This window comes from Xenorhabdus stockiae, assembly GCF_002632825.1.
Classification (GTDB): Bacteria; Pseudomonadota; Gammaproteobacteria; order Enterobacterales; family Enterobacteriaceae; genus Xenorhabdus; species Xenorhabdus stockiae.
Window position 1 is genome coordinate 105,109 of record NZ_NJAJ01000012.1, and the last position, 23,250, is coordinate 128,358.

The 23,250-nt window shown below is 43.1% G+C and carries 18 protein-coding genes and 1 rRNA gene; 5 read left to right on the forward strand and 14 right to left on the reverse strand.

The window, feature by feature from the left end; translation table 11 throughout:
• Positions 1–35 precede the first annotated feature (35 nt).
• From Xsto_RS08160 to Xsto_RS08180, 5 genes are all read right to left on the reverse strand, one after another.
• Positions 36–998 carry a TauD/TfdA family dioxygenase gene (locus Xsto_RS08160; RefSeq protein ID WP_099124723.1) on the reverse strand — a complete coding sequence of 321 codons (963 nt, stop codon included), beginning with the start codon at positions 996–998 and terminating at the stop codon, positions 36–38.
• 141 nt (positions 999–1,139) lie between these two features.
• Entirely contained in the window at positions 1,140–2,318 is a 1,179-nt protein-coding gene (locus Xsto_RS08165; RefSeq protein WP_099124724.1) for a pyridoxal phosphate-dependent aminotransferase, read from the reverse strand.
• 77 nt (positions 2,319–2,395) lie between these two features.
• A complete protein-coding gene (blsG, locus tag Xsto_RS08170) occupies positions 2,396–3,577 on the reverse strand; it encodes an arginine 2,3-aminomutase (protein WP_099124725.1) in 1,182 nt (393 codons plus the stop codon).
• 469 nt (positions 3,578–4,046) lie between these two features.
• Positions 4,047–5,573, reverse strand: coding sequence for a p-aminobenzoyl-glutamate transporter (abgT, locus tag Xsto_RS08175; protein ID WP_099124726.1), 1,527 nt, complete (start codon positions 5,571–5,573; stop codon positions 4,047–4,049).
• A gap of 90 nt (positions 5,574–5,663) precedes the next feature.
• Positions 5,664–6,989 (reverse strand): M20 family metallo-hydrolase, encoded by a 1,326-nt coding sequence (locus tag Xsto_RS08180; protein WP_099111924.1) that lies wholly within the window; start codon positions 6,987–6,989, stop codon positions 5,664–5,666.
• A gap of 129 nt (positions 6,990–7,118) precedes the next feature.
• Between Xsto_RS08180 and Xsto_RS08185 the strand changes: the two genes are divergently transcribed.
• Entirely contained in the window at positions 7,119–8,012 is an 894-nt protein-coding gene (locus tag Xsto_RS08185; RefSeq protein WP_169926609.1) for a LysR family transcriptional regulator, read from the forward strand.
• 22 nt (positions 8,013–8,034) lie between these two features.
• On the opposite strand, the gene Xsto_RS08190 is transcribed toward Xsto_RS08185, so the two are convergent.
• From Xsto_RS08190 to Xsto_RS08225, 8 genes are all read right to left on the reverse strand, one after another.
• Complete coding sequence (locus tag Xsto_RS08190; RefSeq protein WP_099111922.1) at positions 8,035–8,682, reverse strand: Qnr family pentapeptide repeat protein; 648 nt, start codon at positions 8,680–8,682, stop codon at positions 8,035–8,037.
• Positions 8,683–8,697: 15 nt separating this feature from the next.
• Positions 8,698–9,438, reverse strand: coding sequence for a siderophore-iron reductase FhuF (gene fhuF, locus Xsto_RS08195; protein WP_244590356.1), 741 nt, complete (start codon positions 9,436–9,438; stop codon positions 8,698–8,700).
• A gap of 1 nt (position 9,439) precedes the next feature.
• Positions 9,440–10,255, reverse strand: a complete 816-nt coding sequence (locus Xsto_RS08200; RefSeq protein WP_099124728.1) for an ABC transporter ATP-binding protein — start codon at positions 10,253–10,255, stop codon at positions 9,440–9,442.
• Positions 10,255–11,307, reverse strand: a complete 1,053-nt coding sequence (locus Xsto_RS08205) for a FecCD family ABC transporter permease (RefSeq protein WP_099124729.1) — start codon at positions 11,305–11,307, stop codon at positions 10,255–10,257. Before Xsto_RS08205 ends, Xsto_RS08200 begins: the two co-directional genes overlap by 1 nt.
• Before the next feature lie 3 nt (positions 11,308–11,310).
• The gene (locus tag Xsto_RS08210) at positions 11,311–12,321 is read right to left on the reverse strand and encodes a FecCD family ABC transporter permease (RefSeq protein ID WP_099124730.1); all 1,011 of its coding nucleotides are present in this window, start codon (positions 12,319–12,321) and stop codon (positions 11,311–11,313) included.
• Positions 12,308–13,366 (reverse strand): iron-siderophore ABC transporter substrate-binding protein, encoded by a 1,059-nt coding sequence (locus Xsto_RS08215; protein WP_244590357.1) that lies wholly within the window; start codon positions 13,364–13,366, stop codon positions 12,308–12,310. The genes Xsto_RS08210 and Xsto_RS08215 overlap by 14 nt, the downstream gene beginning before the upstream one ends.
• A gap of 20 nt (positions 13,367–13,386) precedes the next feature.
• Positions 13,387–15,636: a TonB-dependent siderophore receptor gene (locus tag Xsto_RS08220; RefSeq protein ID WP_099124731.1), complete on the reverse strand. Its 2,250-nt coding sequence runs from the start codon at positions 15,634–15,636 to the stop codon at positions 13,387–13,389.
• 656 nt (positions 15,637–16,292) lie between these two features.
• The gene (locus Xsto_RS08225) at positions 16,293–17,348 is read right to left on the reverse strand and encodes a tRNA/rRNA methyltransferase (protein WP_099124732.1); all 1,056 of its coding nucleotides are present in this window, start codon (positions 17,346–17,348) and stop codon (positions 16,293–16,295) included.
• A gap of 134 nt (positions 17,349–17,482) precedes the next feature.
• On the opposite strand from Xsto_RS08225, the gene Xsto_RS08230 reads away from it, so the two are divergent.
• From Xsto_RS08230 to Xsto_RS08245, 4 genes are all read left to right on the forward strand, one after another.
• Entirely contained in the window at positions 17,483–18,160 is a 678-nt protein-coding gene (locus Xsto_RS08230; protein ID WP_099124733.1) for a tRNA-uridine aminocarboxypropyltransferase, read from the forward strand.
• A gap of 98 nt (positions 18,161–18,258) precedes the next feature.
• Positions 18,259–20,901: a bifunctional acetate--CoA ligase family protein/GNAT family N-acetyltransferase gene (locus Xsto_RS08235; RefSeq protein WP_099124734.1), complete on the forward strand. Its 2,643-nt coding sequence runs from the start codon at positions 18,259–18,261 to the stop codon at positions 20,899–20,901.
• A gap of 101 nt (positions 20,902–21,002) precedes the next feature.
• Positions 21,003–22,358 carry a CDP-diacylglycerol--serine O-phosphatidyltransferase gene (gene pssA / locus Xsto_RS08240; protein ID WP_099124735.1) on the forward strand — a complete coding sequence of 452 codons (1,356 nt, stop codon included), beginning with the start codon at positions 21,003–21,005 and terminating at the stop codon, positions 22,356–22,358.
• 121 nt (positions 22,359–22,479) lie between these two features.
• Positions 22,480–22,836, forward strand: coding sequence for a YfiM family lipoprotein (locus Xsto_RS08245; RefSeq protein WP_099124736.1), 357 nt, complete (start codon positions 22,480–22,482; stop codon positions 22,834–22,836).
• Positions 22,837–22,944: 108 nt separating this feature from the next.
• Here Xsto_RS08245 and rrf read toward each other — a convergent pair.
• Positions 22,945–23,060, reverse strand: a 5S ribosomal RNA gene (gene rrf, locus Xsto_RS08250).
• Positions 23,061–23,250 lie beyond the last annotated feature (190 nt).

A 23,250-nucleotide genomic window follows, 5' to 3' on the forward strand; every position in this document is an offset into this window, starting at 1 on the left:
AAATTCACCTCAGTACTTAGACTTAAGGTAAAAATTTAAGGCAACACGTTGATGCGGTCGGGTAACGACAGGTGTTTAAAATCCCGTAATCTCGTTAAAATCTGGGTACGCTTCAGCCAGCGATCAGTGCCGTCATATCTGGGTTGGTACGCTTTACGGCCATGAGCACAACGGTAATTATCGATAAAGGCAATTTCACCGGGGCTTAAAACCAGATCAAATACCGCCGATTCAGCTAATGCCTCCAGTTCAGCCACTGCCTCAAGTTCTTCGGTATCCAACGCGGCTTTATCCATATACAGAGGGTCATAGCGCATATGAATATGATCACCGCTGCCCGTCAGGACAGGACAAACCGTATAATTTTCATCCCGCTCTTCTTTTGACAAACACGGACGATCGTTAAAAATACGGAATTTGTTTTTCTTGAGAATAGTGACTGTTTTTTCACTGAGTTTAGAGAAATCGGGAACTGACACGCTGGTGGGGATACGGTAAATATTGCGGATACACATGAAACCGAGGTAATCCGCACGATAGTCCAGCGAGGTATCTTCGGTATGCAGTAATAGATCGACAGAACCCGTGCCTAATTGCTTTCCGGCATCCTGCTGGATTGGGAAGATTTCCTGCACCAATTTTCCGCCTTGTAAATCGGAAAAACCGACTACATCACCGCATAAGCTCGACATCAAACAACAGTAGTAATCATAATGACCGTTCGTATTGGAAACATCCTTCCAGTGGTTTGGTGTTGCCCCCATCGACTCGGACATATCGGGGTATCCCTTTATAACAGCTAGCGGGTAACCTTGATGGCGGAATTTTTTAACTTCAATACGTAATCGGGTGGGCAATGACTCGACCCATTCCGGCAAGCTGCGAACAAATGCCTGATCATCAGTAGAGTGATAACGTTCTTGTAAATTTGCGATGAGAGCCTGAATCTCATCAACTTCTGAATTAGACAATTCAATGGAATATATCGCTTGGTTCATTATTGTTAATCCTTGTGGTCATTAATTATACACTTCGTCTTTCAAGTTGCCTCTTTGTTGGCTGCGCTCGCTCACCCCGGTCACATAGATATCTATGCTCCCGGGAACTCTCCCCCTTGCCGCCGCGATGCATCCTGAAATTCATTGTGTATAGCGCAATACGTTTGCTATCCGTTCAAACCCCTGTTCAATGGCATCCATGGGCGCTGCAAAAGAAACTCGTACGTGTCCACGATACAGACAGGCTTCTGCCGGGATCAGGGCTACCCCTGCATGAGTGAGCAGATATTCACAGAATTGAGTGGCATCACGACAACGATCATTGAGGTATTTTTCAACATTGGGGAACAGATAAAATGCGCCAGCAGGAAGCTCACAATCGAAAAGTTCGCGGGTATATCGGTATGCCCGATCCCGGCGTTGTTTGAGTATATCTAACCTTTCCTGATAAAAATCTTTGGGCATTTCGAGCGAGGCAATTGCACCATACTGGGCAAAAGTGCAGACATTATCGGTCATATGACCATGCAGGTCAGAGACTCTGTTGATTAATTCAGGGTGGGCTATCATGTAACCAATACGGTAGCCCGTCATGGCAAAGCTTTTTGAAAATGTTTGCACCGTGATTATGTATTCATTGTCATCAATGGCAGCCAGACTATGATGTTCACTATCAAAGACAATTTGTTCATAGGCTTCATCAGATAACATGAAAATCTGTTTTTCTTTGACGAATTGGCACAGGGTCTGTAATGCAGCTTTCGAGTAAACAGCCCCGGTCGGATTATTCGGCGTATTGATAATGATAAGTTTGGTATTGCCGGTAATAGCCTGTTTTATTTTTTCAACATCCAGATCAACACCAATATTTTCAATTAATACCGCTTTCCCGCCGGCTAATTTGACCGCTTCAAGGTATGTTGCCCAACAGGGCACAGGAATAATGACTTCATCACCGGGGTTAATGACTGTCTGTAATATTTCATAAATAACTTGTTTGGAGCCATTGGTTACGATGATATTTTCAGGCGTCGCCTTAATCCGGTTATCTTCAAATACTTTTTGGCAGATTTTTTCTCTTAATTCAGGTTCACCGTTGAGCCAGCTATAACGTGTCCTGCCATCTATCAATGCCCGGATGGTCTCATTAACAATCGTAGCCCCAGTACTGAAATCCAGCTCACCTTCATTCAATCCAATAATGTCACGACCTTCACTTTTCAATTTAGCAACGATATCTGCCAGCCCTACCGTTACTGAGGCATTAATATTCTTTGCTCTACCAGCAATGCGGGATGAAAAAAGATTCTCTTGTATCATTATGAATATCCGAGTTAATTAATATGACAATGCTTAATCTTTCGTTTTAAAAACCGATAGTCTCCAGATCGCTCTTTTTATAAATCGACAGTCTTAGAGGGAATCATTTCACTATTACGATATTCAGAGGAATAATCATTCAAATCTGAGGGTGGCTTGATATATTCAGTAATATCCAAAGAATCCTGTTTATAATTCCTCGCCGTCACACGACCATCTTCATGAGCGGTAACATGTGCCCGGTTAACAGGTAATTTGCCTAATGTCGTTGTAACGACATACTGCGGCACGCTAAAACCGGTCTCGAACCCTACCATTGCATCCATAATTTCCTGTCCCTTCTCCAGAGTGGTCATGAAGTGAGAAACACCGGATACGTTATCGCAATGGTACAAGTAATAAGGACGAACTCTGATCCTCAAAAGCGCCTTGAGTAGTGACCGCATCGTTTCTACATCGTCGTTGATCCCTTTTAATAAAACGGACTGGTTTTGCACAGGGATACCATGCCTCAGTAATCGATCACAGGCAGCGGCCGCTTCTTCGGTCACTTCTTTCGGGTGATTAAAATGTGTGTTAACCCAGATAGGATGGTACTTTTCCAGCATCTGGCAGAATTTTTCTGTCACTCTTTGAGGAGCAAATACGGGATAACGGGTTCCGATACGGATAATATTAATGTGACTGATGCTTCTCAGTCTCTTAATGATCGCCTCAAGAAACTTATCATAATGTATTAAGGGATCACCGCCCGTCAGCAGAACATCATCAATTTCGGGGTGGCTCTCAATATAAGCGAAGTCTTCTTCATAAGATGCGGCAAGATCGGAACCAAAATAGGTGCCACTGACATCTGTGGTATGAAACTTTCGCGTACAATGGCGACAATAGACAGGGCAAGTATCGGAAACCAGCAAAACAATTCTATTCGGATATTTATGTACTACTCTGGCTGTTTTGAGGTTAGCTGTATCTCCTACCGGATCGTTATCAGAGTTTTCCGCTACGTTCATTTCTCTTAAATGAGGAATAGTCTGTAATCGAATGGGGCAATTCTCATCATGTTTGTCCATAAGCGAAGCATAATACGGAGTGCTCTGCCACAGATATTTTCCTTTAACTGCTTCTATGGCTTTTCTTTCTCCGTCAGTTAATGCCACCCATTTTTCCAGCCCCTCAGATGTTTTAATTAAGTTACGTAACTGAAACTTGGGATCGTTCCACTCCTCGTCACTGAACGATTCTTTACTTAAGAACATACCACCTTCCTCGTATACTTTTATATTCTTTATTAAGTGTGAGTCATGCTTCAAACCACGACAGTAAAATTTAGAAACAGGCGTAATAAAATAGCTATCACATCGAAAACCAGAGGAATAACTCACGAAATGAATGTGGGCATAAATAATAATGAGTGTTTTGATAACGTCTGGATAGCATTTATTAACAACAACAAGGCGTAATATAAATAAACCCTGCAACATTGCAGACTTTAAAATATATCTCCCCATTAAAAACAAATCATACTTTCAAAAACAAACACCCCGTTCAAAATAAACGCGCCATTTAAAATAAAATGCCCTATATAAAAAATGAATAATTACTCTTTTCCGAATTCAGGAATAACAGGAATAAATAGAGTGGGAGGGTTATTTTACTGAGGATAAATGAGAGGACGAAGCCTCTCAATGGAGATCAGATTAAGTTAGAACCACTACATATTAGTCATTAATTTAATATTGGATAAATACCCGGCCCGATGGGTAATCCAGTAAAATACCATCCGATAAGCAACAACATCCAGACGATAAAAAATACCAGAGGATAAGGCAGTACCAGCGTATAGTAAGTGCCTAAGCGGGCATTTTTATAATAACGCTGGAGAAATCCTAAAAAGAGAGGCAGAAAAGGTGACATCGGTGCCAAAGGGAATACAGCAGAGTCAGAAATGCGAAAGATGATCTGCGCAAAAGCAGGATGAAAGCCAAGTAAAATAAACATCGGCACAAAGATAGGCGCAAGAATCGACCAAATGGCTGAACCACTCGCAATAAACATGCACAAAAAGGAAGATAAAAACATCAGTCCGATAAAAGCAGGCGCGCCAGTCAGCCCCAGAGTTTCCAGCAAACCAGTGATGCCAATGGCCATAAATTTCCCCATATGGCTCCAATTAAAGAAAGCAACAAACTGAGCCAAAGGGAAAACCATCACAATGAAACCCGCCATGCTTTTCATCGGGTCAACGAGTAACTCAGGAATATCGTTAGGTGTTTTTATTTGTTTGGTAAAAACACCATATGTAATGGAGACTACAAAGAAAAACAGAATAATCAGTGGCACAATCCCTTTTATAAAAGGTGACGGAAGGACTGACCCCGTCAGAGGATCCCGCAACAACGCATTTTCAGGAACCACCATCAGCCCAACAATACCGATGAAAATCAGGGCCGACAATCCGGTCATTAACAACCCGCGGTTTTGTTGTGGCGTGAGTTTTTCTAATTTTTCCTCGTTATTTCCTTCCCAGGCAGGTAAACGCGGCTCAATAAACTTATCCGTCAGAATTGCTCCCGCAATTGTCAGTACAATCACGGATGTTGCCATAAAATACCAATTATCAATGACACTGACATGCAGGTTAGGATCAAACATTTTAGCCGCTTCCGTGCTGATGCCAGACAGCAGAACATCAGTTGTGACAATCAAGATATTTGCCGTAAATCCTGATCCTACCCCCGCAATTGCAGCCAGTAATCCTGCCACTGGATGCCGCCCAACGGCAATAAACATCAGTGCTCCCAACGGAGGCATCACAACAAGTGCAGCATCCGACGAAATATGGCTAAAAAAGGCGATAAACAACACCATATAACTGGCATAACGTTTATTGATACCCGCCGCCATTTTATACATCAGAGCTCTTAACAAACCGACTTTGTCAGCCAGACCGGCACCAATGACCAGCGCCAGAATAGCTCCGAGAGGGGTAAAACTACTGAAATTTTTTACAATATTAGGCAGAATCCATTGTATTCCCTCAGCACTGAGTAAATTTTTAACCCTGACCATTTCTCCATCTATCGGGTTTTTTACCGCCAAATCAAACCAAGATAAAATAGCAGTCGCAATCATTAACACGGCAATCAGATAGATAAATAAAACAAAAGGATTCGGAATTTTATTTCCTACTTTTTCAATCCATCCCAAAATATATCCCGGACTCTTATTTACAGATAGAGAGGCCTGATTCATAGTTTTTCCTCTTCATTTGCTGACATTGTTATGTTGTATGCGGTTATGGCTGGATGCAGGTTTGCCTTGAACAGACAAGCCTAATAAGCGTTATTGGTGACGCTCGGCGTCAAAATCAGGTAGGTTAATGGTGATTGTTGCCAGTGTTTTCACTGCAATTGCCAGTACATCTTCATTAAAATCAAACTGACCATGATGATGGCCTGCACTAAGTTCAGTACCGAAAATAAGGTAAGAAGCCAGACCTCCGTTTGCTTTAACCCGCTCCATAAAATAAGTTGCATCTTCTGAGCCCACGGATTGACGACCGCTTTTAACAACAGATGAAAGTTCAGGAACATGCTGTTGAGCCTGCTGATAAATAAAATCGACCCATGCCGGACTGGGTTTACTGCTTTGCGCTGCCCCCATTAGCTCGATTTCATACTCCACATTCTGCATTTTTGCTGCGCCTTCGATAACACCAAGGGCATGACCGTAGATAAATTCGTTGATTTCATTCGTTTCACCACGGGTTTCCACTTTCATTAATGCGTAGTCAGGAATAACATTACGGCCGGTACCAGCCTGTAATACGCCAACATTAATACGCGAAATACCTTTGCTGTGATGAGAAATTGCATGCAGTCCTACAGTAGCCTGAGCCGCAGCCAACAAAGCATTTTTTCCTTCTTCCGGCTTTCCGCCCGCATGAGAAGCCGCCCCGCGATAAGTGACATCAATTTTGGTCGTCGCCAGAAAACTATCTTTACCACAAACTAATTCTCCCATAGGTATACCGAGACCAATATGGATGGCGATAAAAAAATCAACATCATCAACAACCCCGGCCTCGACCATTGATTTTGCCCCTCTTGTCCCTTCTTCTGCCGGCTGAAATATCAGTTTGATTTTCCCTGTGAGCCGATTTTCATATTGTTTCAATATACGCGCGAGTCCGAGCCCGATAGCTGTGTGACCATCATGGCCGCAGGCATGCATCATATGCGCATTACAGGAATAAAAATCTTCAGCATAAGGGCGATGAACATGGGTCTGATCTTCATTCAAATCAAGTGCATCCATATCAACCCGGAATGCCAGTGTCGGACCTGCTTTTCCGGTATCCAGTGTTGCGACAATGCCAGTAAAACCACCGGAAAAATGCGGCAACCATTCCACCTTCGCACCCTGTTGGATGGCACGCTGTTCTTGTTCCTGTAATGCCTGTACTGAAGGCAGCCCCATTCTCGCATCGGCTTTAATCACCTCCTTCCCCATTTTCAGGCTATAACCTAACCGGTGTAGCTCATCAGCAACAAGGGTCGCGGTTCTGAATTCAAACCAGCCTGACTCAGCGAAATGGTGAAAATCACGACGCCAGTTTTGTAGTTGTCCGGCAATTTGCCGAATAGATTCATTCAATAAAGTTTGCATATGCCTATCCCTTTTAGTTATCACATCAGTAGTTTGTTTTTAATTAATGTAGACAAGAGGCGCTGCTTAAATGAGATACAATTAACTTCATCTATATAACTAATAGTTATCGCAAAAGAGAAAATAGTGATGCCAATAAAACTCAATCAGTTACGGGCTTTTGTTGAAATTAGCCGCTATGGCAGTATTCGAGCAGCAAGCCGATCCTTGTCACTTTCGCAACCTGCTTTGACAAAATCCGTTCGTGAATTGGAAGATTCACTGGGGGCAAAATTATTTATACGCAGTAATCAGGGCATTCATTTAACGGAGTGCGGGCAAAGTTTTTTATTACGTGCCAGCTTGATACTTGAAGAGTTGAGAATTGCTCAAGAAGATATTCAGCAACGTATTGGATTACTCGGTGGTGTCATCAATATTGGCGTTGCTGGCTGTATTGTCCGCACAATCATGCCAAAAATCATTACACAATTTCATCGCAATTATCCCACCGTCAAATTGCGTATTGTTGAAGGGCAGTTATTGGCTATGCTACCCCAACTCAGACAAGGTGAACTGGATTTCTCTGTGAATACCTATTATCCCGAGAATACAGATGCAGACCTCAGCTTTGAGAGGTTAATGGAAAAAGAGTACAAAGTGATTGTGCGTAAAGGGCACCCCAAACAGCATGCGACCTCTCTAGAAGAGCTATCTGATTGCAACTGGACCATGCCAACACCAAAAGGTACCTATTATCGCAGTTTATTCGAAAGGCTTTCATTAATGGAGAAGCCTCCTGTCTTCAGCGTCACGTGCGAAACATTGATGTCTTGCATGAGCCTCGTTGCCAAAAGTGATTTTGTGACCATCGTCGCTGTCGATTTAGCAGATGATGTACTGTTTCATCAGCAATTTGTCGCCTTAGACCTTAAAGAACAGCTTCCATTAGCCATGTTTTGTCTGATCCGTCGTAAAGATACCAATTTAACCCCCGCCGGAGAGCATTTAGCCAGACTGTTTCGGATGTATTGCCGTGATTGACCGCCTGACATGCATCCTGCTGCTAGCCAATAACCACAATGCCGAGCTGTTCCATGATTTCAGCAACCTGAGAGGATTCTAGTTTAACCCCCTGAAAATCCACTCGCCGTATATCAATTTCACCCAAAATAGAATTGGTTAAATCACAATGAGTAAAGTTTGCTGCATACCAGTCAAAAGCTGTAAATTCCCCACCAGACAGATCTGAGCCACTGAACGTTGCCCCTAAAATATGAGTACCATGCCATCGATTTTCCCATAGTTCACATTTTTCGAGTACCACATCAGACAAATTTGCATAGCTTAAGTTACTTTTGGTGATATAGGCTGAACAAAACCGAATTGTGGGACTTACGATATTCATAAAACTCACACCACGAAAATCAGCGCCTTGCAACCGACATCCACAAATTTCTATCCCCAGTGCATTGGCATATCTGAAATCCACCATCGATAAGTCACAATTTTTAAAACTGGCATCTTTCAAAATAGCGTGTTTAAAATTACAGCTCAGCTGATTTTTGGATTCATAAAATAAGCAATCAATAAACTGGCTGTCTGTTAAATCAGCATATGAGAAATCACAATTAAAGAAATGCGTATTTTTAACCACCTGACCACGAAATTGATCTTTTTCAATCCGTTTTTCCCGGAAATGGATTACTTGCATAACACCTCCTATTTATTAACCAATTTCAAGTGGGCAATCACGACAGTTCCCTACTCCCGGTAATTTATTCCGTTGGCAACAACAGCGACGCTGTATAATATTATTTCTTAATATCACTGTACGATATAATGGATTATCTCTGCCATCAGGTAATTTTGCTTCAAAGAAAAGATTATTGACCAATATTTGATATTGTTCATCACTCATTCTTTCTTTGAAGTTACTTAAATACCAATACATCACATAACCAATATTATTCCATAGCAAACGCCCATTAATCCCTTTATAAGATTCAATTTTTTCACAGACCGGAATAATATGGCGATCCAATAAAGCATAATAGCGATCCAGTAAAGATATAGGCTCATCCATCCAGGTTAATTGATAGTAAACCATATTAGGCCGGCCGCTTTCATGAAATTCAACCTGAAAAAGATTATAATCAGCATCTGCTGCTTGAGGGTATTCCAGCAATATTAGCATCAGCGGCGGAACAACTATGCCAAAATACCACTGCGCCCATAAAGAATAAAGCCCTTTACTATTCGGCTTCTGATCACTCTTTGCATAATATTCATTCTGGTAACGTTGCATTAATGGTAAAAATTCTTTTTCATTCGACCATTGATGAAATACCATGCTGCCTTCTGGAATATTTTCCGCATTCACTTTCATCGATGAATTAAAATGGCTGAATGCGCTGTCGAATAAACCAACAATATTATTAACATCTATTTCTGACGTTATCTGAGTCATTCTACACCCTTCCATTATATCTCGGAATAATTAATGGCTTATCGGATTCTGGATCACGGATAATTCGGCATGCCAGACCAAATACATCGGCAATACTCTGCTCTGTGATGATTTCTTCAGGCTTTCCTTCCGCATAAATATGACCATTCTTCATCATGATCAACCGTGTGGCATAACGCAGGGCTAAATTAATATCGTGTAAAACCAATACCAATGTTTTTCCCTGCTGATGTAAGCGTTGGCATAAATCAAGCATTTCAATCTGATGGGAAATATCCAGATAAGTCGTCGGCTCATCCAGTAGGATAATCGGCGTTTGCTGTGCCAGTGTCATAGCAAACCATGCACGCTGACGCTGACCTCCTGAGAGTTCGCTGACAAATTTTTCCGATATATCCCATAAATCGACAGCCTGTAAGGATTCTCTGACAACGCGTTCATCTGTTTCTGACCATTGCCACAGGAAAGTCTGATAAGCATAGCGACCGCGGGAAACAAGGTCATAAATCGTCAACTCTTCCGTCACTATTGCCCCTTGGGTTAACAGTGACAACTCACGTGCAACCGCTTTTGGCTTATAACGATGGATATTTATTCCATCAAGTTGAATTTCACCATGTTGTGGCTGCATACTTCGGCTAATTGCCCGCAACAACGTCGATTTCCCACACCCATTAGGGCCAATAATAACGCTGAATTCGTTATCGTGGATTGCAAGGTTAATATCTTCAATAATCGTTTTTTTACCGTATGCCAGTGAAAGGCTCTGGGCTTTAAGCCGCGAGATCACCTCTGGGGAATTCGCATCCGATGGCATTATCGTGTTCTCCTTAATTCTGCATACAGTAAATACATCAAGTAGATTCCCCCAATCACCGCAGTCACTAAACCAACAGGTAAACGTGCCGGAGTAGGTAAAATTAGGGTAATAAAATCGGACAGCAGCATCAGTAAAGCACCAACCAAAGCTGAGCAAAATAATGCCGCGCCTTTCGCAAGTACTAACCGACGGGCAATTTGCGGCGCAGACAGGGCAATAAAAGAGATAGGGCCAACCACTAATACTGACATTGCAGCGAAAATAACAGCCAGTAATATACTAATAATCTGGATAAGGCGTACGGGCACACCCAATGTATTAGCTATATCCTCACCAAAATGGGTATAACGTAATTGCCTGCCCAACCAAAATAAAACAGGAGTAAAAACGACCAATCCACTAATAATTGCCACATCCTGCCATCCCCTGCTGGCAAGGCTACCACTCAGTAATGCACGTATTTGCTGGGCCTGTTCAGCACGAATATTTGAAACAGCAAAATCAACTATTGCCATACAGAATGCAGCAATGGCCACGCCGGATATCACGATTTTACCTGTTTGCATTCTGCCAAGCCCTGCACCATTGCCGAGGTAAACCAGCAATACTGCAAGCCCGGCACCGGATATTGCCCCTACAGAGGCTGGCAATGCGTCAGGCCAGACAAGCAATGCAACCATAATCCCCAGTGCAGCCCCCGCATTGATACCAATGATATCCGGGCTGCCAAGTGTGTTACGGGTCGTCAGCTGAAAAAGCGCTCCCGAAAGTGCCAGAGCCATTCCGGCCCCTATTGCTAACAACGCTCTGGGTAAGCGGATTTGCAATAAAATAAATTCCTGATAGGAGTTTCCTGTCCCCAAAAAAGGATTATCCATTCCTTCCCTACCCGATGATAAAGTCAGATAGAAAATCACCACCAGCAACAGCAAAATGAGCATGATTATCTTACTCGTGTGCCATGATGAGCTGATAAATATAGCTCTTCCCAGAGAAAAAGTTCTGACAGCTTGTTGCCTTATTGGCCTCGGTGAATAAATCTGAGTCATACTTTATTCCACCATGATTTTTTGTGTCCGGTTTTTAGCAACCAGATAAAGCAACGGAGCACCAATACAGGCAGTAATAATGCCGACCATAATTTCTTCAGGCGAGATCAACAACCGTCCCACAACATCCGATATCAACAATAGGCAAGGACCGGCAAACAGGCAGTAAGGCAACAACCAACGAAAATCACTGCCTACCCATGCCCGCATCAAATGTGGTGCTGCCAGACCAATAAAAGCAATTGGGCCAGCCATTGCTGTCGCTCCGGCCGCCAACATCGTGGCGCTTAATAGTGACAGAATACGGGTACGGGCAACGTTAGCACCGAGAGCGCCTGCAATGCCCTCCCCAAAAACCATGACATTTAATGAAGCACTGAGTGAAAGCGTCAATACAACCGCCACCAGCAGGTAAGGTATCAGTAAACTGGCCTCATTCAGCGACATCGCACTTAATGAACCCACAGTCCAGAAACGGTAACTGTCCATTACCTGTGCATTTATCAATACCACTCCCTGTACAACTGCAAACAGGCAGGCATTGATAGCCGCACCTGTCAGAACCAGCCGTACAGGGTTAGTATTACGGGCACCGCCGCTGAGTAAATAGAACAATAAGGTTGATAAACCCGCGCCAATAAATGCACTCCAAAAACGGGAGAATCCCTCTAGCACCGGAATGAAAGAGAAAAAAACCACGGCAACCGCCGCTCCCGCATTAATTCCTAATAACCCCGGATCCCCCAACGGATTGCGCAGCAAACCCTGAGTGACGGCTCCCGCGAGAGCCAATCCGGCTCCGGCCATCAAGCCAATAAGAGTACGCGGTTCACGGGCATTGATGACTAAATCATAGTAGCTGCCCTGATCACCCTGCCAGTAATGCAGCCAAACTGCTGACATTGGTATTGATTTCGATCCCAGACTCAGGCTGGCAACAATACAAAGGCAGGTCAGCAAAGCCATCAATACCAAACCCAATATACGAACCTTACGCCGTTTAGGGTTTTTCATGTTTTGCTATCTCCTGTTTCAGCAATGGCATAAATTTGGGTAGTCCCCAACGCAAGCTCAGTGGTGAGCCATAAGACATCGACATCACAATAGATTGATCGGTCATTGGAATATATCCTCCCTGACGAACCGCCCTGATTGAACGAAACAAAGGTTGTGCTTCCGTCTGCTGGCGCTCTTTTTCACTGCTATACCAAGTCACCAGAATATCTGCATCATTAAGCAAATCCGCATTTTCCAAACCAATGTTGGCTGTAAAACTGCCAAAAGGCGCGGTCAGGGAATCAGCCAGTGGAAGTAAGGACAAACCGAGATGGACAAGGGTATCTACGCGTGGATCATTTTTGACGTAAATAGATAAGGTGTTATCTGTTGTTCCTGCTTTGATATAAGCAAAAGAATAACGGTCTATATCAGGGATCGTACTTCCTGCCTGAGTCAGAATAGTATCCAGTTCGGTACTGAGCTTTTCTCCCTGTGGTATTTTATCCAGTGCACGGGCGACTAGTTCGATCTGTTGCCGGGGTGTTGTCTGCCACGGTTTATGTGAATAGGCAACGACAGGCACAAAATGAGACAGATGATCATAATTTTCCTGTGTGATACCTGATTGTGTTGCCAGAACCAGATCCGGTTTTAATTTGATGATCTTCTCAATATCCAGCTCCGGATACATTTCGATAACCGCCGGTAATTTTGCTCCGCGTCGCGCTATTTCTTCCCTGAACCAGGGTAAATATCCGTCTGCATCACCACCCCAGCGATGCGATTCAACACCTACGGGAATAATGCCAAGATCTAATAAAATATCTTCAGTACCGGTTCCCAGCGCTACAACGCGTTGCGCTGGCTGGTTAATTACCGCAGTTCCCAACTCAGTCGTAATAGTCTTAGGATAGCCAGTGGTATTTTCCTGTAACGCGCCTGCTGGGGCTGGCTTATCACAACCTGCCAATAAACCGGCCAGCAGTACCCACGGTACAGCGACCCATATTTTGTAATGTGTGCATATTTTCTGTATCAACATTAATGGATAAAGATGCATCGCCGCTGTCCGTTAATCAGTTAGAACTTATAACGTAAAGTCGCTGAGACATTACGGGGTTCACCATAGTAGTACTGGGTGTAGCTACCAAATGAGGTGTAGTATTTTTTGTCGAACAGATTATTCAGATTAACAGTCAGGGAAATATCCGGAGTAAAATGGTAGCGTCCCATCAAATCAACTGTGGCAAAACTACGTTGCCCATCTTCACGCATTCCGTCTGGGCTATTAAGCTCCAACCGTGTTTTACCCTGCCAGTTAACACCACCACCAAGAGTCAGGTCGCTCAGGGCATCAGGTAAGGTATAAGTCGTGAATAGCTTGAACAAACGGTTTGGTTTATCTGTATTGGTACGTTTACCGTCAGGCAATGTAGCGCGGAACTGGGTGTACCCAGCATAAATACGCCAATTATCGGTAATCTGACCACTGACTTCAGATTCAAAACCACGGGTTTTTACTTTATTAACGACAGAATAAACAACCGAGTTCTTTGGAATAGCCGGATGTCTCTGTGGGGAATTATCACGGATAGTGTAATTATTTTGATGGATCTCGAAGAGAGCCAGAGAATAATCAAGACCGTTATCAAAAGCGACACCTTTCAGCCCTAATTCGTAATTTTCTCCGGTAACTGGCTTCAGTAGTTGGTTATCACTATTAATCCGGCCTTCCGGCTCAAAAATTTTGGTGTAACTACCATAAACGGAGAAATCTGAAGTGAGATTATAAACTAATCCACCATATGGCAAAAATTCATTATTGTAAGTGCCATTCTGTGGTGTACCAAAATTATCACCACGGGTTTTCCAGTTTGTGATACGTCCACCAAGAATCAGTGTTAATGGATCGGCTAATGATAGCTGAGTAACCGCGTAACCCGCTGTTTGTTCAATATAGCCATCAGAACCCATTGAACGATTTTTACTCCACATTGGTTCAGGATAACCCCATGATGATTTAGTAAAATCACCTAAGTAACTACAATCATTCCATTTTCCTGTTCTCTTTTGATCATCTGAATCTGGATTTCCCTCAAGCATACATGAGGCATTATAGTAATCATTCCGGAAGTTCTGTTTTTGGTAGTTCAAACCAAAACTAGCGTGATGAAGACGCCTCAGTAATCCATAATTACCATTTACTTGTAAATCGACGTTGCGCTGATGGCGAGTTCCATCGATTAGAGTCATACTCCCCGGATACATTCCCTCATTCGTCACTCGATCAGGAAAACCCGTTGCCCACAATACTTTTTGATCAAGGGCATTGTTGTCATAGGTGAAAGAGCCTTTTACACTCCAGCCATTATTAAATTTATGCTGCAAGCTGGTAAAAACAGAGGACGAACGGACTTTTGAGAATGCCCAGTCGGGTGCATAACTGTTACTTCGTTTATAGTCAGTTTTACTGCCATCTTTAAAATAAATCGGCAAACCACCAGACATTCCGCCACGGGTATGGTTAACCTGATAATCAGCACCAATAGTTAGCTGAGTGTTGTCTGTCAAATCAGCTTCAATAATGCCGTAGAATGGGTATTTCTCGTGCTTGTCACGATCAATAAAAGAGTTGGAACGCTGGTAAGCTGTGACAAAACGGCCTCTGATTGTGCCGCTTTCATTTAATGAGCTGGAGAGATCAAGGCCTGTTCGCCATTTATCCCAAGAACCGCCTTCCAAAGTAACTTCACCGCGAAATTCTGTGGTTGGGCGTTTACGGATCACATTCACTGCCGCAGATGGAGTACCCGGCCCCACCATCAAACCCGCAGCGCCACGCACAACTTCCAGACGGTCAAACATGATGGTATCCATCAGGTTATCACCGTAATTAAAGCGAATGTCGTAAAAGGTTGGTACGCCATCACGCAACATATTTCTGACCGTCATCCCTCTTGATGAAAAGGTAAAACGATCGCTGTCAGCCTGATTCACTGTCATGCCTGTGATACTGCCGATGGCACTTTTTACACTGTCCAGATTCTCATCTATCATCAGTTGCTTAGTCATCACACTGACACTTTGTGGCGTTTCACGTGCAGATAAATTCAGGCCGGTTGATGTCACCATTGAAGTCGTATTGTACATTTCACTGTCTTCAGTAACGCCTTCATGCCCCGGAGTTCCTGCTGTTACGACAATTTTATCATTCTGCCCATGCCCTTCTTCCGCTATTACCATACTGTTCCCTGCAATAAGCAGCAGGATTAGGACTGAAAGTAATTTTTTCTTAGTTAAATGATTGCGATGAGAAATTGTATTAATCACTCTTTTTTTGTCCTGTTATCAAAATGATTTTTATTATTTTTTCTTCAATTTTTTGATTATTTCTCTGAACGGTAACCACTTATTTTTCCTTAGATAATTCAGGAGCTGAGTTCAGTTTCGGTGTACGGCAAGATCATGTAATAAAATCTTTCATTCATATCCATTACCACATCTTGTATTCATAAGAGACACGCTTTATAGAGTGACAATTTATATAAGCCAGAATATCGCTCTCCAATTCCGGATATTAACTGTGGTTCATCAATGATGTTTTTACTTTGGCGAATGATAATTAAAATTATTATCATTAACAACCATGTTACTGCAAAGGTTTTATACATAACGCATTTCAGGATAAATTACGGCGACCGGGAATGATTGGGATAAGCAGCCTTAGCTAGCAAAAGAGACAACTCAAAAGACGAAGGAAATGGGTAAAGATAGGCTCGAAGATATAACATAAGGAACCTGAATAAATTTCAAAAATAAATAATTTTATTTAAAATTAATATTTGTGATATTAAAACCAAATTATTACGGTTGATATTATTTATTAAATTTAATTGTGGTGAGTTATTTATTTTTTCAAAAGAATAAGGCTCTGATTTAAAATTCAGAGCCTTATTTATAAAAGAAATAATATTCTTTATTAACAATCAGATTTTATTCTGACGCCACCATTCCGCCAGCATAACCCCTGTTGCGACAGAAACGTTCAGGCTTTCGACCCGACCAGTACCACCAATCGAGAGACGGATATCACCATCTTCCCAGACGCTGTCACTCAGGCCGTCACCTTCCTGCCCCAGTACCAGAACCATTTTTTCAGGAAGTTTAGCTTCTGCCAGTTTTGTGCTCCCTTTATGACTTGATGTAGTCACAATGGTATAACCTGCATCACGGAATTGGCTCAGCGCGGTGGTGAAACCATCTGCATCAATACCTTTAACGTGTTCAGCACCACCTTCCGCAGTACGGACTGCCGCACCGGATTCCAGCATTGTCGTATCCTGCAATATCACACCCTGTACGCCAAAATGAGCACAGCTACGCATAATTGCGCCGAGGTTATGCGGGTTACCGACATTTTCTAATGCCAATACGCAATCTTTTGCCGGAGCCTGTTGCAGATAAGTTTCAGCATTCAGGCCATTACGTTTTTTAATCAGAAAACAAACGCCACCATGATGCTCTGTACCGGATGCTTTTGCTAATTCTTCATCATCCACTACATGGTAAGCCTTACGGTTTGCTGCCATCCATTTCAGTGCATCACGAAAACGCGGGGTTACTGACTGAACAAACCATGCTCTCACAATTGCATCCGGGCGATTCTGGAACATCGCCTGACAAGCATTTTCGCCATAAATCCGGGTCTCTTCCAGTCTCTGACGACGCAGTTGTTCAGGATCGATATGGCTTCTGCCACTAATGCCGCCATGATCAGGTTTTGACTCTTCATCTGGCGAGCGGGAAACTGTTCTCCATGGGGAACGCTCTTTTGGTTGCTCAGGACGATCATTATCGTAACGTCTGCCGCCCTGCTCGCGTCCTTTACCTGACGGGCGTTTATTGTTGTTATGACGATCATTGCTGTTACGGCGATCATTGTTGTTACGACGATCGTTATTATTACGGCTGTCATTGTTGCCCTCATTACGGACATACATCACTTTGACTTTGCCACTCTTACCACTATAGGAATCGTTCATCTATTTCTCCAACTTCTCTATGGCGCGCAGATTACCCGATGTTCGCTTCCGAAGCTACCTCTGGCAACGACAATCAATTAAAATATCCGTCAATTTTCTTCTGACCTTGCACATGAGCATTTCTGAGTTCTTAAATGAGAAATAACAACGCCGTTTATCAGCTTCGCCAACACCGTCTTGCGCGTTCTACCCGCCCTTTTCAAGCAAGAGGCTGTCGGGTTAAACGTTGTACGTACTGTTTATTACCCCAAAAAAGATGTCTGTGTGAAAATATTTCACCCGCAAAAGCTGACAGCCGTTTTTGCCTTATCATGTTTGATACTGAGCCAATGAAACCCAGTAATACAGGAAAGCTAATTGCAGATGTTCTGCCTGATACACAGGCTTTTCTGTGGTCAAGAACTGAGCCTGATCAAAGAATGCTTGATGTATTGCGTGATCCGAGCCGACAGCCTTATCTGATTTTTCCTGATAGCTACGCCACGCCATCGCGAACTGTGTATCAGCAACTGCCAGACACACAAAAAGCGCCGCTATTCATTATATTGGATGGCACTTGGCCTGAAGCAAGAAAAATGTTTCGCAAAAGCCCGTATCTGGATGATATTCCTTTGTTATCAATCAATAGCATTGCCAAAATCGACTATTTACTGCGAATGCCATCAAGGGAAGAGCAACACTGCACTGCTGAGGTCGCTGCCGCAGCGTTAGAGTTAGCCAATGATTTTGAAGCATCCCAACAATTATTGAACCATTTCAATCATTTTCGGGAACAGTATCTGGCTGGGAAATCAAATCATCCAGCGGTATAAATCACAGTAATTCCTGTCGATCACGGCTAAAGTTATTCATGGTAATTGCTTAACTAATGATGATTGTTTATTGACGTGATCTTACCAAGGAGCGAAAAATGAGCCAGCGTGGACTTGAAGCCCTACTACATCCCAAATCCATTGCCGTTATCGGAGCTTCCGAGAAACCAGAAAAAGCCAGTTCGCTCCTGATGCGGAATTTGTTAGCAGGAAATTTTACCGGCCCTATCCTTCCCGTCACTCCCAATAAAAATTCTGTTCTCGGTGTGCTGGCTTATCCTTCTATCGACAAGCTACCCTTAACGCCCGATTTGGCGGTTATTTGTACTCATCACAGCCGTAACTTATCATTATTGGCCCAACTGACCGAGCTGGGATGTACAACGGTTATCATTCTCTCATCCCATCCATCCCAGTTTGCTGAACTGAAGCAATACAGCCAGAAACATCATATCCGCATCCTTGGGCCTAACAGCCTCGGTATTCTGGCTCCGTGGATCGGGCTGAATGCCAGTTTCTCTCCCATTCCTATTCTAAAAGGAAAACTGGCTTTTATTTCACAATCAGCCGCAATATCCAACACGATTCTGGACTGGGCAAACCATCGCAATATCGGTTTTTCGTATTTTATTGCACTGGGTGATAGCGTTGATATTGATATTGATGACCTACTGGATTTTTTAGCGCGAGATAGTAAAACCAGTGCAATTCTCCTGCATCTAGAACATATTAGCGATGCCCGACGTTTCCTTTCCGCTTCACGCAGCGCGTCACGCAATAAGCCAATTCTGGTAGTCAAAAGCAGCCGTACCCGTAAAGCGCAGCAGTTACTGGGAGAACAGCAAAATTTTGATGTCGCTTATGATGCTGCAATTCAAAGAGCCGGATTGCTACGCGTACAGGATACCCATGAAATGTTTTCTGCCGTGGAGACGCTAAGTTTTATGCGGCCATTACGCGGTGAGCGCCTGTTAATTGTCAGTAATGGCACGGCTCCGGCCGCTATGGCACTGGATGAACTAATCAGAAGAACCGGTAAATTAGCTGACTTAGAGGAAGAAACTATTGCTAAGTTAGTCAGTGTACTACCGGATGTACAAATTTTACAAAACCCTCTGGATCTCGGTGATGCTTCGTCAACGAGCCAATATATTGACGCGCTGAAAATATTGTTAGATAACCGTAGCTATGACGCCTTATTGTTGATTCATTCTCCCTGCGCAATTTCCGACAGTATGCAAACAGCCGTAAACGTTATTCGGACTATCAAAGAACATCCCCGTGGAAAATGGCTGACAATATTCACGAATTGGTGTGGGGAATATTCTTCACAGGAAGTCAGGCGGTTATTCAGCGAAGCTGGGATCCCAACCTATCGCACCCCTGAAGGAGCGGTCACCGCATTTATGCATATGGTGGAGTATCGCCGTAATCAAAAACAACTCAAAGAAACACCTGCCCTGCCAATTGGTATTACTTCAAATACGGCCCACGCCCATGATTGCATTCAACAGGCTCTTGATAAGGGTAATACTCAGTTAGATACTCATGAAGTTCATTCTATTCTTGAAGCCTATGGGCTGAATACGTTGCCGACATGGATTGCTCACTCCAGTGACGATGCGGTCAATATCGCCGAAAAAATTGGTTATCCTGTAGCGCTGAAACTTCGCTCACCTGATATTCCTCATAAATCAGAAGTACAGGGTGTCATGCTTTATCTTCGTACTGCGGAAGAAGTGAGAACAGCAGCTCAGGCCATTGTTGAACGTGTAAAACAGAATTTTCCGCAAGCCAGAATTGAGGGTTTATTAGTGCAGAATATGGCAAACCGTGCCGGTGCACAGGAGCTGAGAATTGCCATTGAACAGGATGAAGTTTTTGGCCCTTTAATTATGCTTGGAGAAGGCGGGATAGATTGGGTTAATGAAACTCAGGCGGCTGTTGCTCTGCCACCGCTTAATATGGCTTTGGCCCGTTATCTGGTCATTCAGGCGATTAAGAGCGGTAAAATAAAATCCGGAGCATCATTGCAGCCTCTCGATATTCCCTCACTTAGCCAGCTGCTGGTGCGGGTCTCTAATTTACTGATCGATTGCCCCCAAATCACCCGTCTGAATATTCATCCATTACTGGCATCGGGAAGTGAATTTACACTCCTGGATGTCACAATGGAATTAACCCCAATCACTGACGATCCGCGGAATCGACTGGCAATTCGGCCTTATCCTAATGAACTGGAAGAAACTATCTATATCAAAGACGATTTTACCTGTTTACTACGCCCGATTCTGCCGGAAGATGAACCGCTATTAAAAGAATTCATTGAGCAGGTAACAAAAGAAGATCTTTATTATCGTTATTTTAGTGAGATCAGTGAATTTACTCATGATGATCTCGCCAATATGACTCAGATTGACTATGACCGTGAAATGGCTTTTGTCGCAATACGTCATCCGACAACAAAACCAGAAATTATCGGTGTCGCACGTGCTATGGCTGATCCCGATAATATCGAAGCAGAATTTGCTGTATTGGTGCGATCGGATCTGAAAGGAATCACGTTAGGATCTCAGCTTATGGCTAAACTCATTCATTACGCCAAAGAACATGGCATACAAGTCTTAACTGCGATAACAATGCCAGAAAACCGCAATATGATCAGGCTGGCTAAAAAACTGGGATTTACCATCGATATCCAGTTAGAAGAAGGTATCGTTAATCTTGTTTTAAAACTTTAGCCACAATTGACAAAACTAGTGGTATCATCGCCAGATCATTTTGATTCACAAATTTACGATGGGATTATAACCATCCAAACTAAGAGAAAAATCGCACTGTGATGTTGTCTAAATTTAAACAAGCAAAACACCAACAACACCTTGCACAACTGCCTAAATTACCACAGTCAGTTGCTAATATTGAAACCCTTTATCAATCTGAAGAGTTTCGCAGCACACTGTTGGAACGTATTGCAGGCGCCAAAAAGTATATTTATATCGCCGCATTATATTTGGAACATGACGATGCCGGTCAAGATATTTTAACTGCGTTATATGAAGCCAAGCAAAAACGGCCTGAACTGGATATCAAAATTCTGGTCGACTGGCATCGCGCGCAACGTGGCCGAATTGGCGCACAAGCAGCTGCAACAAATGCAGACTGGTATTGCTCTATGGCTGAAAAATACCCGAATGCCCATATCTCCATTCTCGGCGTTCCCGTCAATACCCGTGAGGCGCTAGGTGTCTTACACTTAAAGGGTTTTATCTTTGACGACACTGTAATTTACAGTGGTGCCAGCATTAATAATGTCTATCTGCACCGCCATGAAAAATATCGTTATGACCGTTATCATTTACTGCATAATGCGAAGCTTGCAGCCATCATGAAGCAGTATATAGATGACAGCATTATTTCTGACAAAGCAGTCAATAATCTGGCCTGCCCAAACCGCCCTCGTAGCCTTGAAATAAAGAATTTTATCCGACAATTTCGGGGCCACTTACGCAATGCAACGTATCATGTTAAAAATCAGGCTTCAAATGAAGAGCTGGCAGTCACTCCGCTTGTTGGATTAGGTAAAAAAAACCCGCTGAATAAAACTATCTGCCATCTGATTGCCAGCACCGAGGAGAAGTTAGTCATCTGTACTCCTTACTTTAATTTACCGGCAGTACTGGTGCGTTCTATCTCAAGGTTGTTGCGACAAGGAAAACAGATTGAAATTATCATTGGCGACAAAACAGCTAATGATTTTTATATCCCCCCCGAAGAACCGTTCAAGATTATCGGAGCATTGCCTTATCTCTATGAGATTAACTTGCGTCGTTTCGCCAGCCGATTGCAACACTTTATCGATAGCCAACAACTGACTATCCGGCTGTGGAAAGATGAAGATAATAGCTATCACTTAAAAGGCATCTGGGTCGATAACAAATGGCAGTTGATCACCGGAAATAATCTCAATCCACGTGCGTGGGGACTGGATTTAGAAAATGCTATTCTTATTCACGATCCACATAAAGAAATGCAAGAACAACGCTCTTTAGAGCTGGATGCTATTCGCACTCATACAACGGTTATTACCAGTTATCAGGAACTGGATAGTATACAGTTCTATCCCGTTAAGGTTCGCAAATTAATACGCCGTTTACGTCGTATCCGTGTTGACCGCCTGATCAGCAGAATATTGTAAACATAGATCAATATTTATCTCATTTATTAATCCTCTCTTGTCAGAACACGAGAGGATTTTTTGTATCTTATTTATCAAAACGCTACTATTTATTAAATAATTAATAATAGCGAAAAATAAGATGAAAAAGGCCGGAATAAATAAATTTATAAATATATTAATAGTAATATCCCTCCTATCTACCACTACCGCATGTACTAATATTCGCCAGGCAAATGATACCTGGACCGGTAAGGATAAAGCCCAGCATTTTCTATTTTCTGCTGCTGTAGCCGCTGCTGGTAACGCTTATGGCGATCACCAGAATTGGAAACATCGCGAAAGTGCTCAATTTGGTTTATTACTATCGATTGGGCTTGGTGCTGCAAAAGAATTTTATGATAGCCGCCCTGCTGGAACAGGCTGGAGCTGGCAGGATTTTGTGTACGATGTTGCTGGGGCAGTGACAGGTTATAGTCTTTATCAGTATTTAAAATAGCCCGATAATTATATCCATGAATTTATTTTTATCTCTGAAAATAAATTTTATCTATTCCAGTATGCAAAAAAGCCATCCGGTGAAGGATGGCTTCTCTGTCAAAGTGATGTCTGGCAGTTCCCTACTCTCACATGGGGAGACCCCACACTACCATCAGCGCTACGGCGTTTCACTGCTGAGTTCGGCATGGGGTCAGGTGGGACCACCGCGCTATTGCCGCCAGACAAATCCTGTTTTCAATCCCGAACAAGCTGCCTGACCGTCTTTATGGGGTCAGTCTTTCATCTGAAACGCTGTCTTTGCTCTCAATCCCCACAAAACACCTTCGGTGTTGTCAGGTTAAGCCGCACGGTTCATTAGTACTGGTTAGCTCAACGTCTCGCAACGCTTACACACCCAGCCTATCTACGTCCT

Excerpts from the sequence above, each read along its gene's own strand:
- pssA (WP_099124735.1), top strand. The coding sequence starts at position 21,003 with ATGTTGTCTAAATTTAAACAAGCAAAACACCAACAACACCTTGCACAA.
- abgT (WP_099124726.1), bottom strand. The coding sequence starts at position 5,573 with ATGAATCAGGCCTCTCTATCTGTAAATAAGAGTCCGGGATATATTTTG.
- Xsto_RS08245 (WP_099124736.1), top strand. The coding sequence starts at position 22,480 with ATGAAAAAGGCCGGAATAAATAAATTTATAAATATATTAATAGTAATA.
- blsG (WP_099124725.1), bottom strand. The coding sequence starts at position 3,577 with ATGTTCTTAAGTAAAGAATCGTTCAGTGACGAGGAGTGGAACGATCCC.
- Xsto_RS08210 (WP_099124730.1), bottom strand. The coding sequence starts at position 12,321 with ATGAAAAACCCTAAACGGCGTAAGGTTCGTATATTGGGTTTGGTATTG.
- Xsto_RS08160 (WP_099124723.1), bottom strand. The coding sequence starts at position 998 with ATGAACCAAGCGATATATTCCATTGAATTGTCTAATTCAGAAGTTGAT.
- Xsto_RS08165 (WP_099124724.1), bottom strand. The coding sequence starts at position 2,318 with ATGATACAAGAGAATCTTTTTTCATCCCGCATTGCTGGTAGAGCAAAG.
- Xsto_RS08230 (WP_099124733.1), top strand. The coding sequence starts at position 17,483 with ATGAGAAATAACAACGCCGTTTATCAGCTTCGCCAACACCGTCTTGCG.
- Xsto_RS08235 (WP_099124734.1), top strand. The coding sequence starts at position 18,259 with ATGAGCCAGCGTGGACTTGAAGCCCTACTACATCCCAAATCCATTGCC.
- Xsto_RS08200 (WP_099124728.1), bottom strand. The coding sequence starts at position 10,255 with ATGCCATCGGATGCGAATTCCCCAGAGGTGATCTCGCGGCTTAAAGCC.
- Xsto_RS08180 (WP_099111924.1), bottom strand. The coding sequence starts at position 6,989 with ATGCAAACTTTATTGAATGAATCTATTCGGCAAATTGCCGGACAACTA.
- fhuF (WP_244590356.1), bottom strand. The coding sequence starts at position 9,438 with ATGACTCAGATAACGTCAGAAATAGATGTTAATAATATTGTTGGTTTA.
- Xsto_RS08225 (WP_099124732.1), bottom strand. The coding sequence starts at position 17,348 with ATGAACGATTCCTATAGTGGTAAGAGTGGCAAAGTCAAAGTGATGTAT.
- Xsto_RS08215 (WP_244590357.1), bottom strand. The coding sequence starts at position 13,366 with ATGCATCTTTATCCATTAATGTTGATACAGAAAATATGCACACATTAC.
- Xsto_RS08205 (WP_099124729.1), bottom strand. The coding sequence starts at position 11,307 with ATGACTCAGATTTATTCACCGAGGCCAATAAGGCAACAAGCTGTCAGA.
- Xsto_RS08185 (WP_169926609.1), top strand. The coding sequence starts at position 7,119 with ATGCCAATAAAACTCAATCAGTTACGGGCTTTTGTTGAAATTAGCCGC.
- Xsto_RS08190 (WP_099111922.1), bottom strand. The coding sequence starts at position 8,682 with ATGCAAGTAATCCATTTCCGGGAAAAACGGATTGAAAAAGATCAATTT.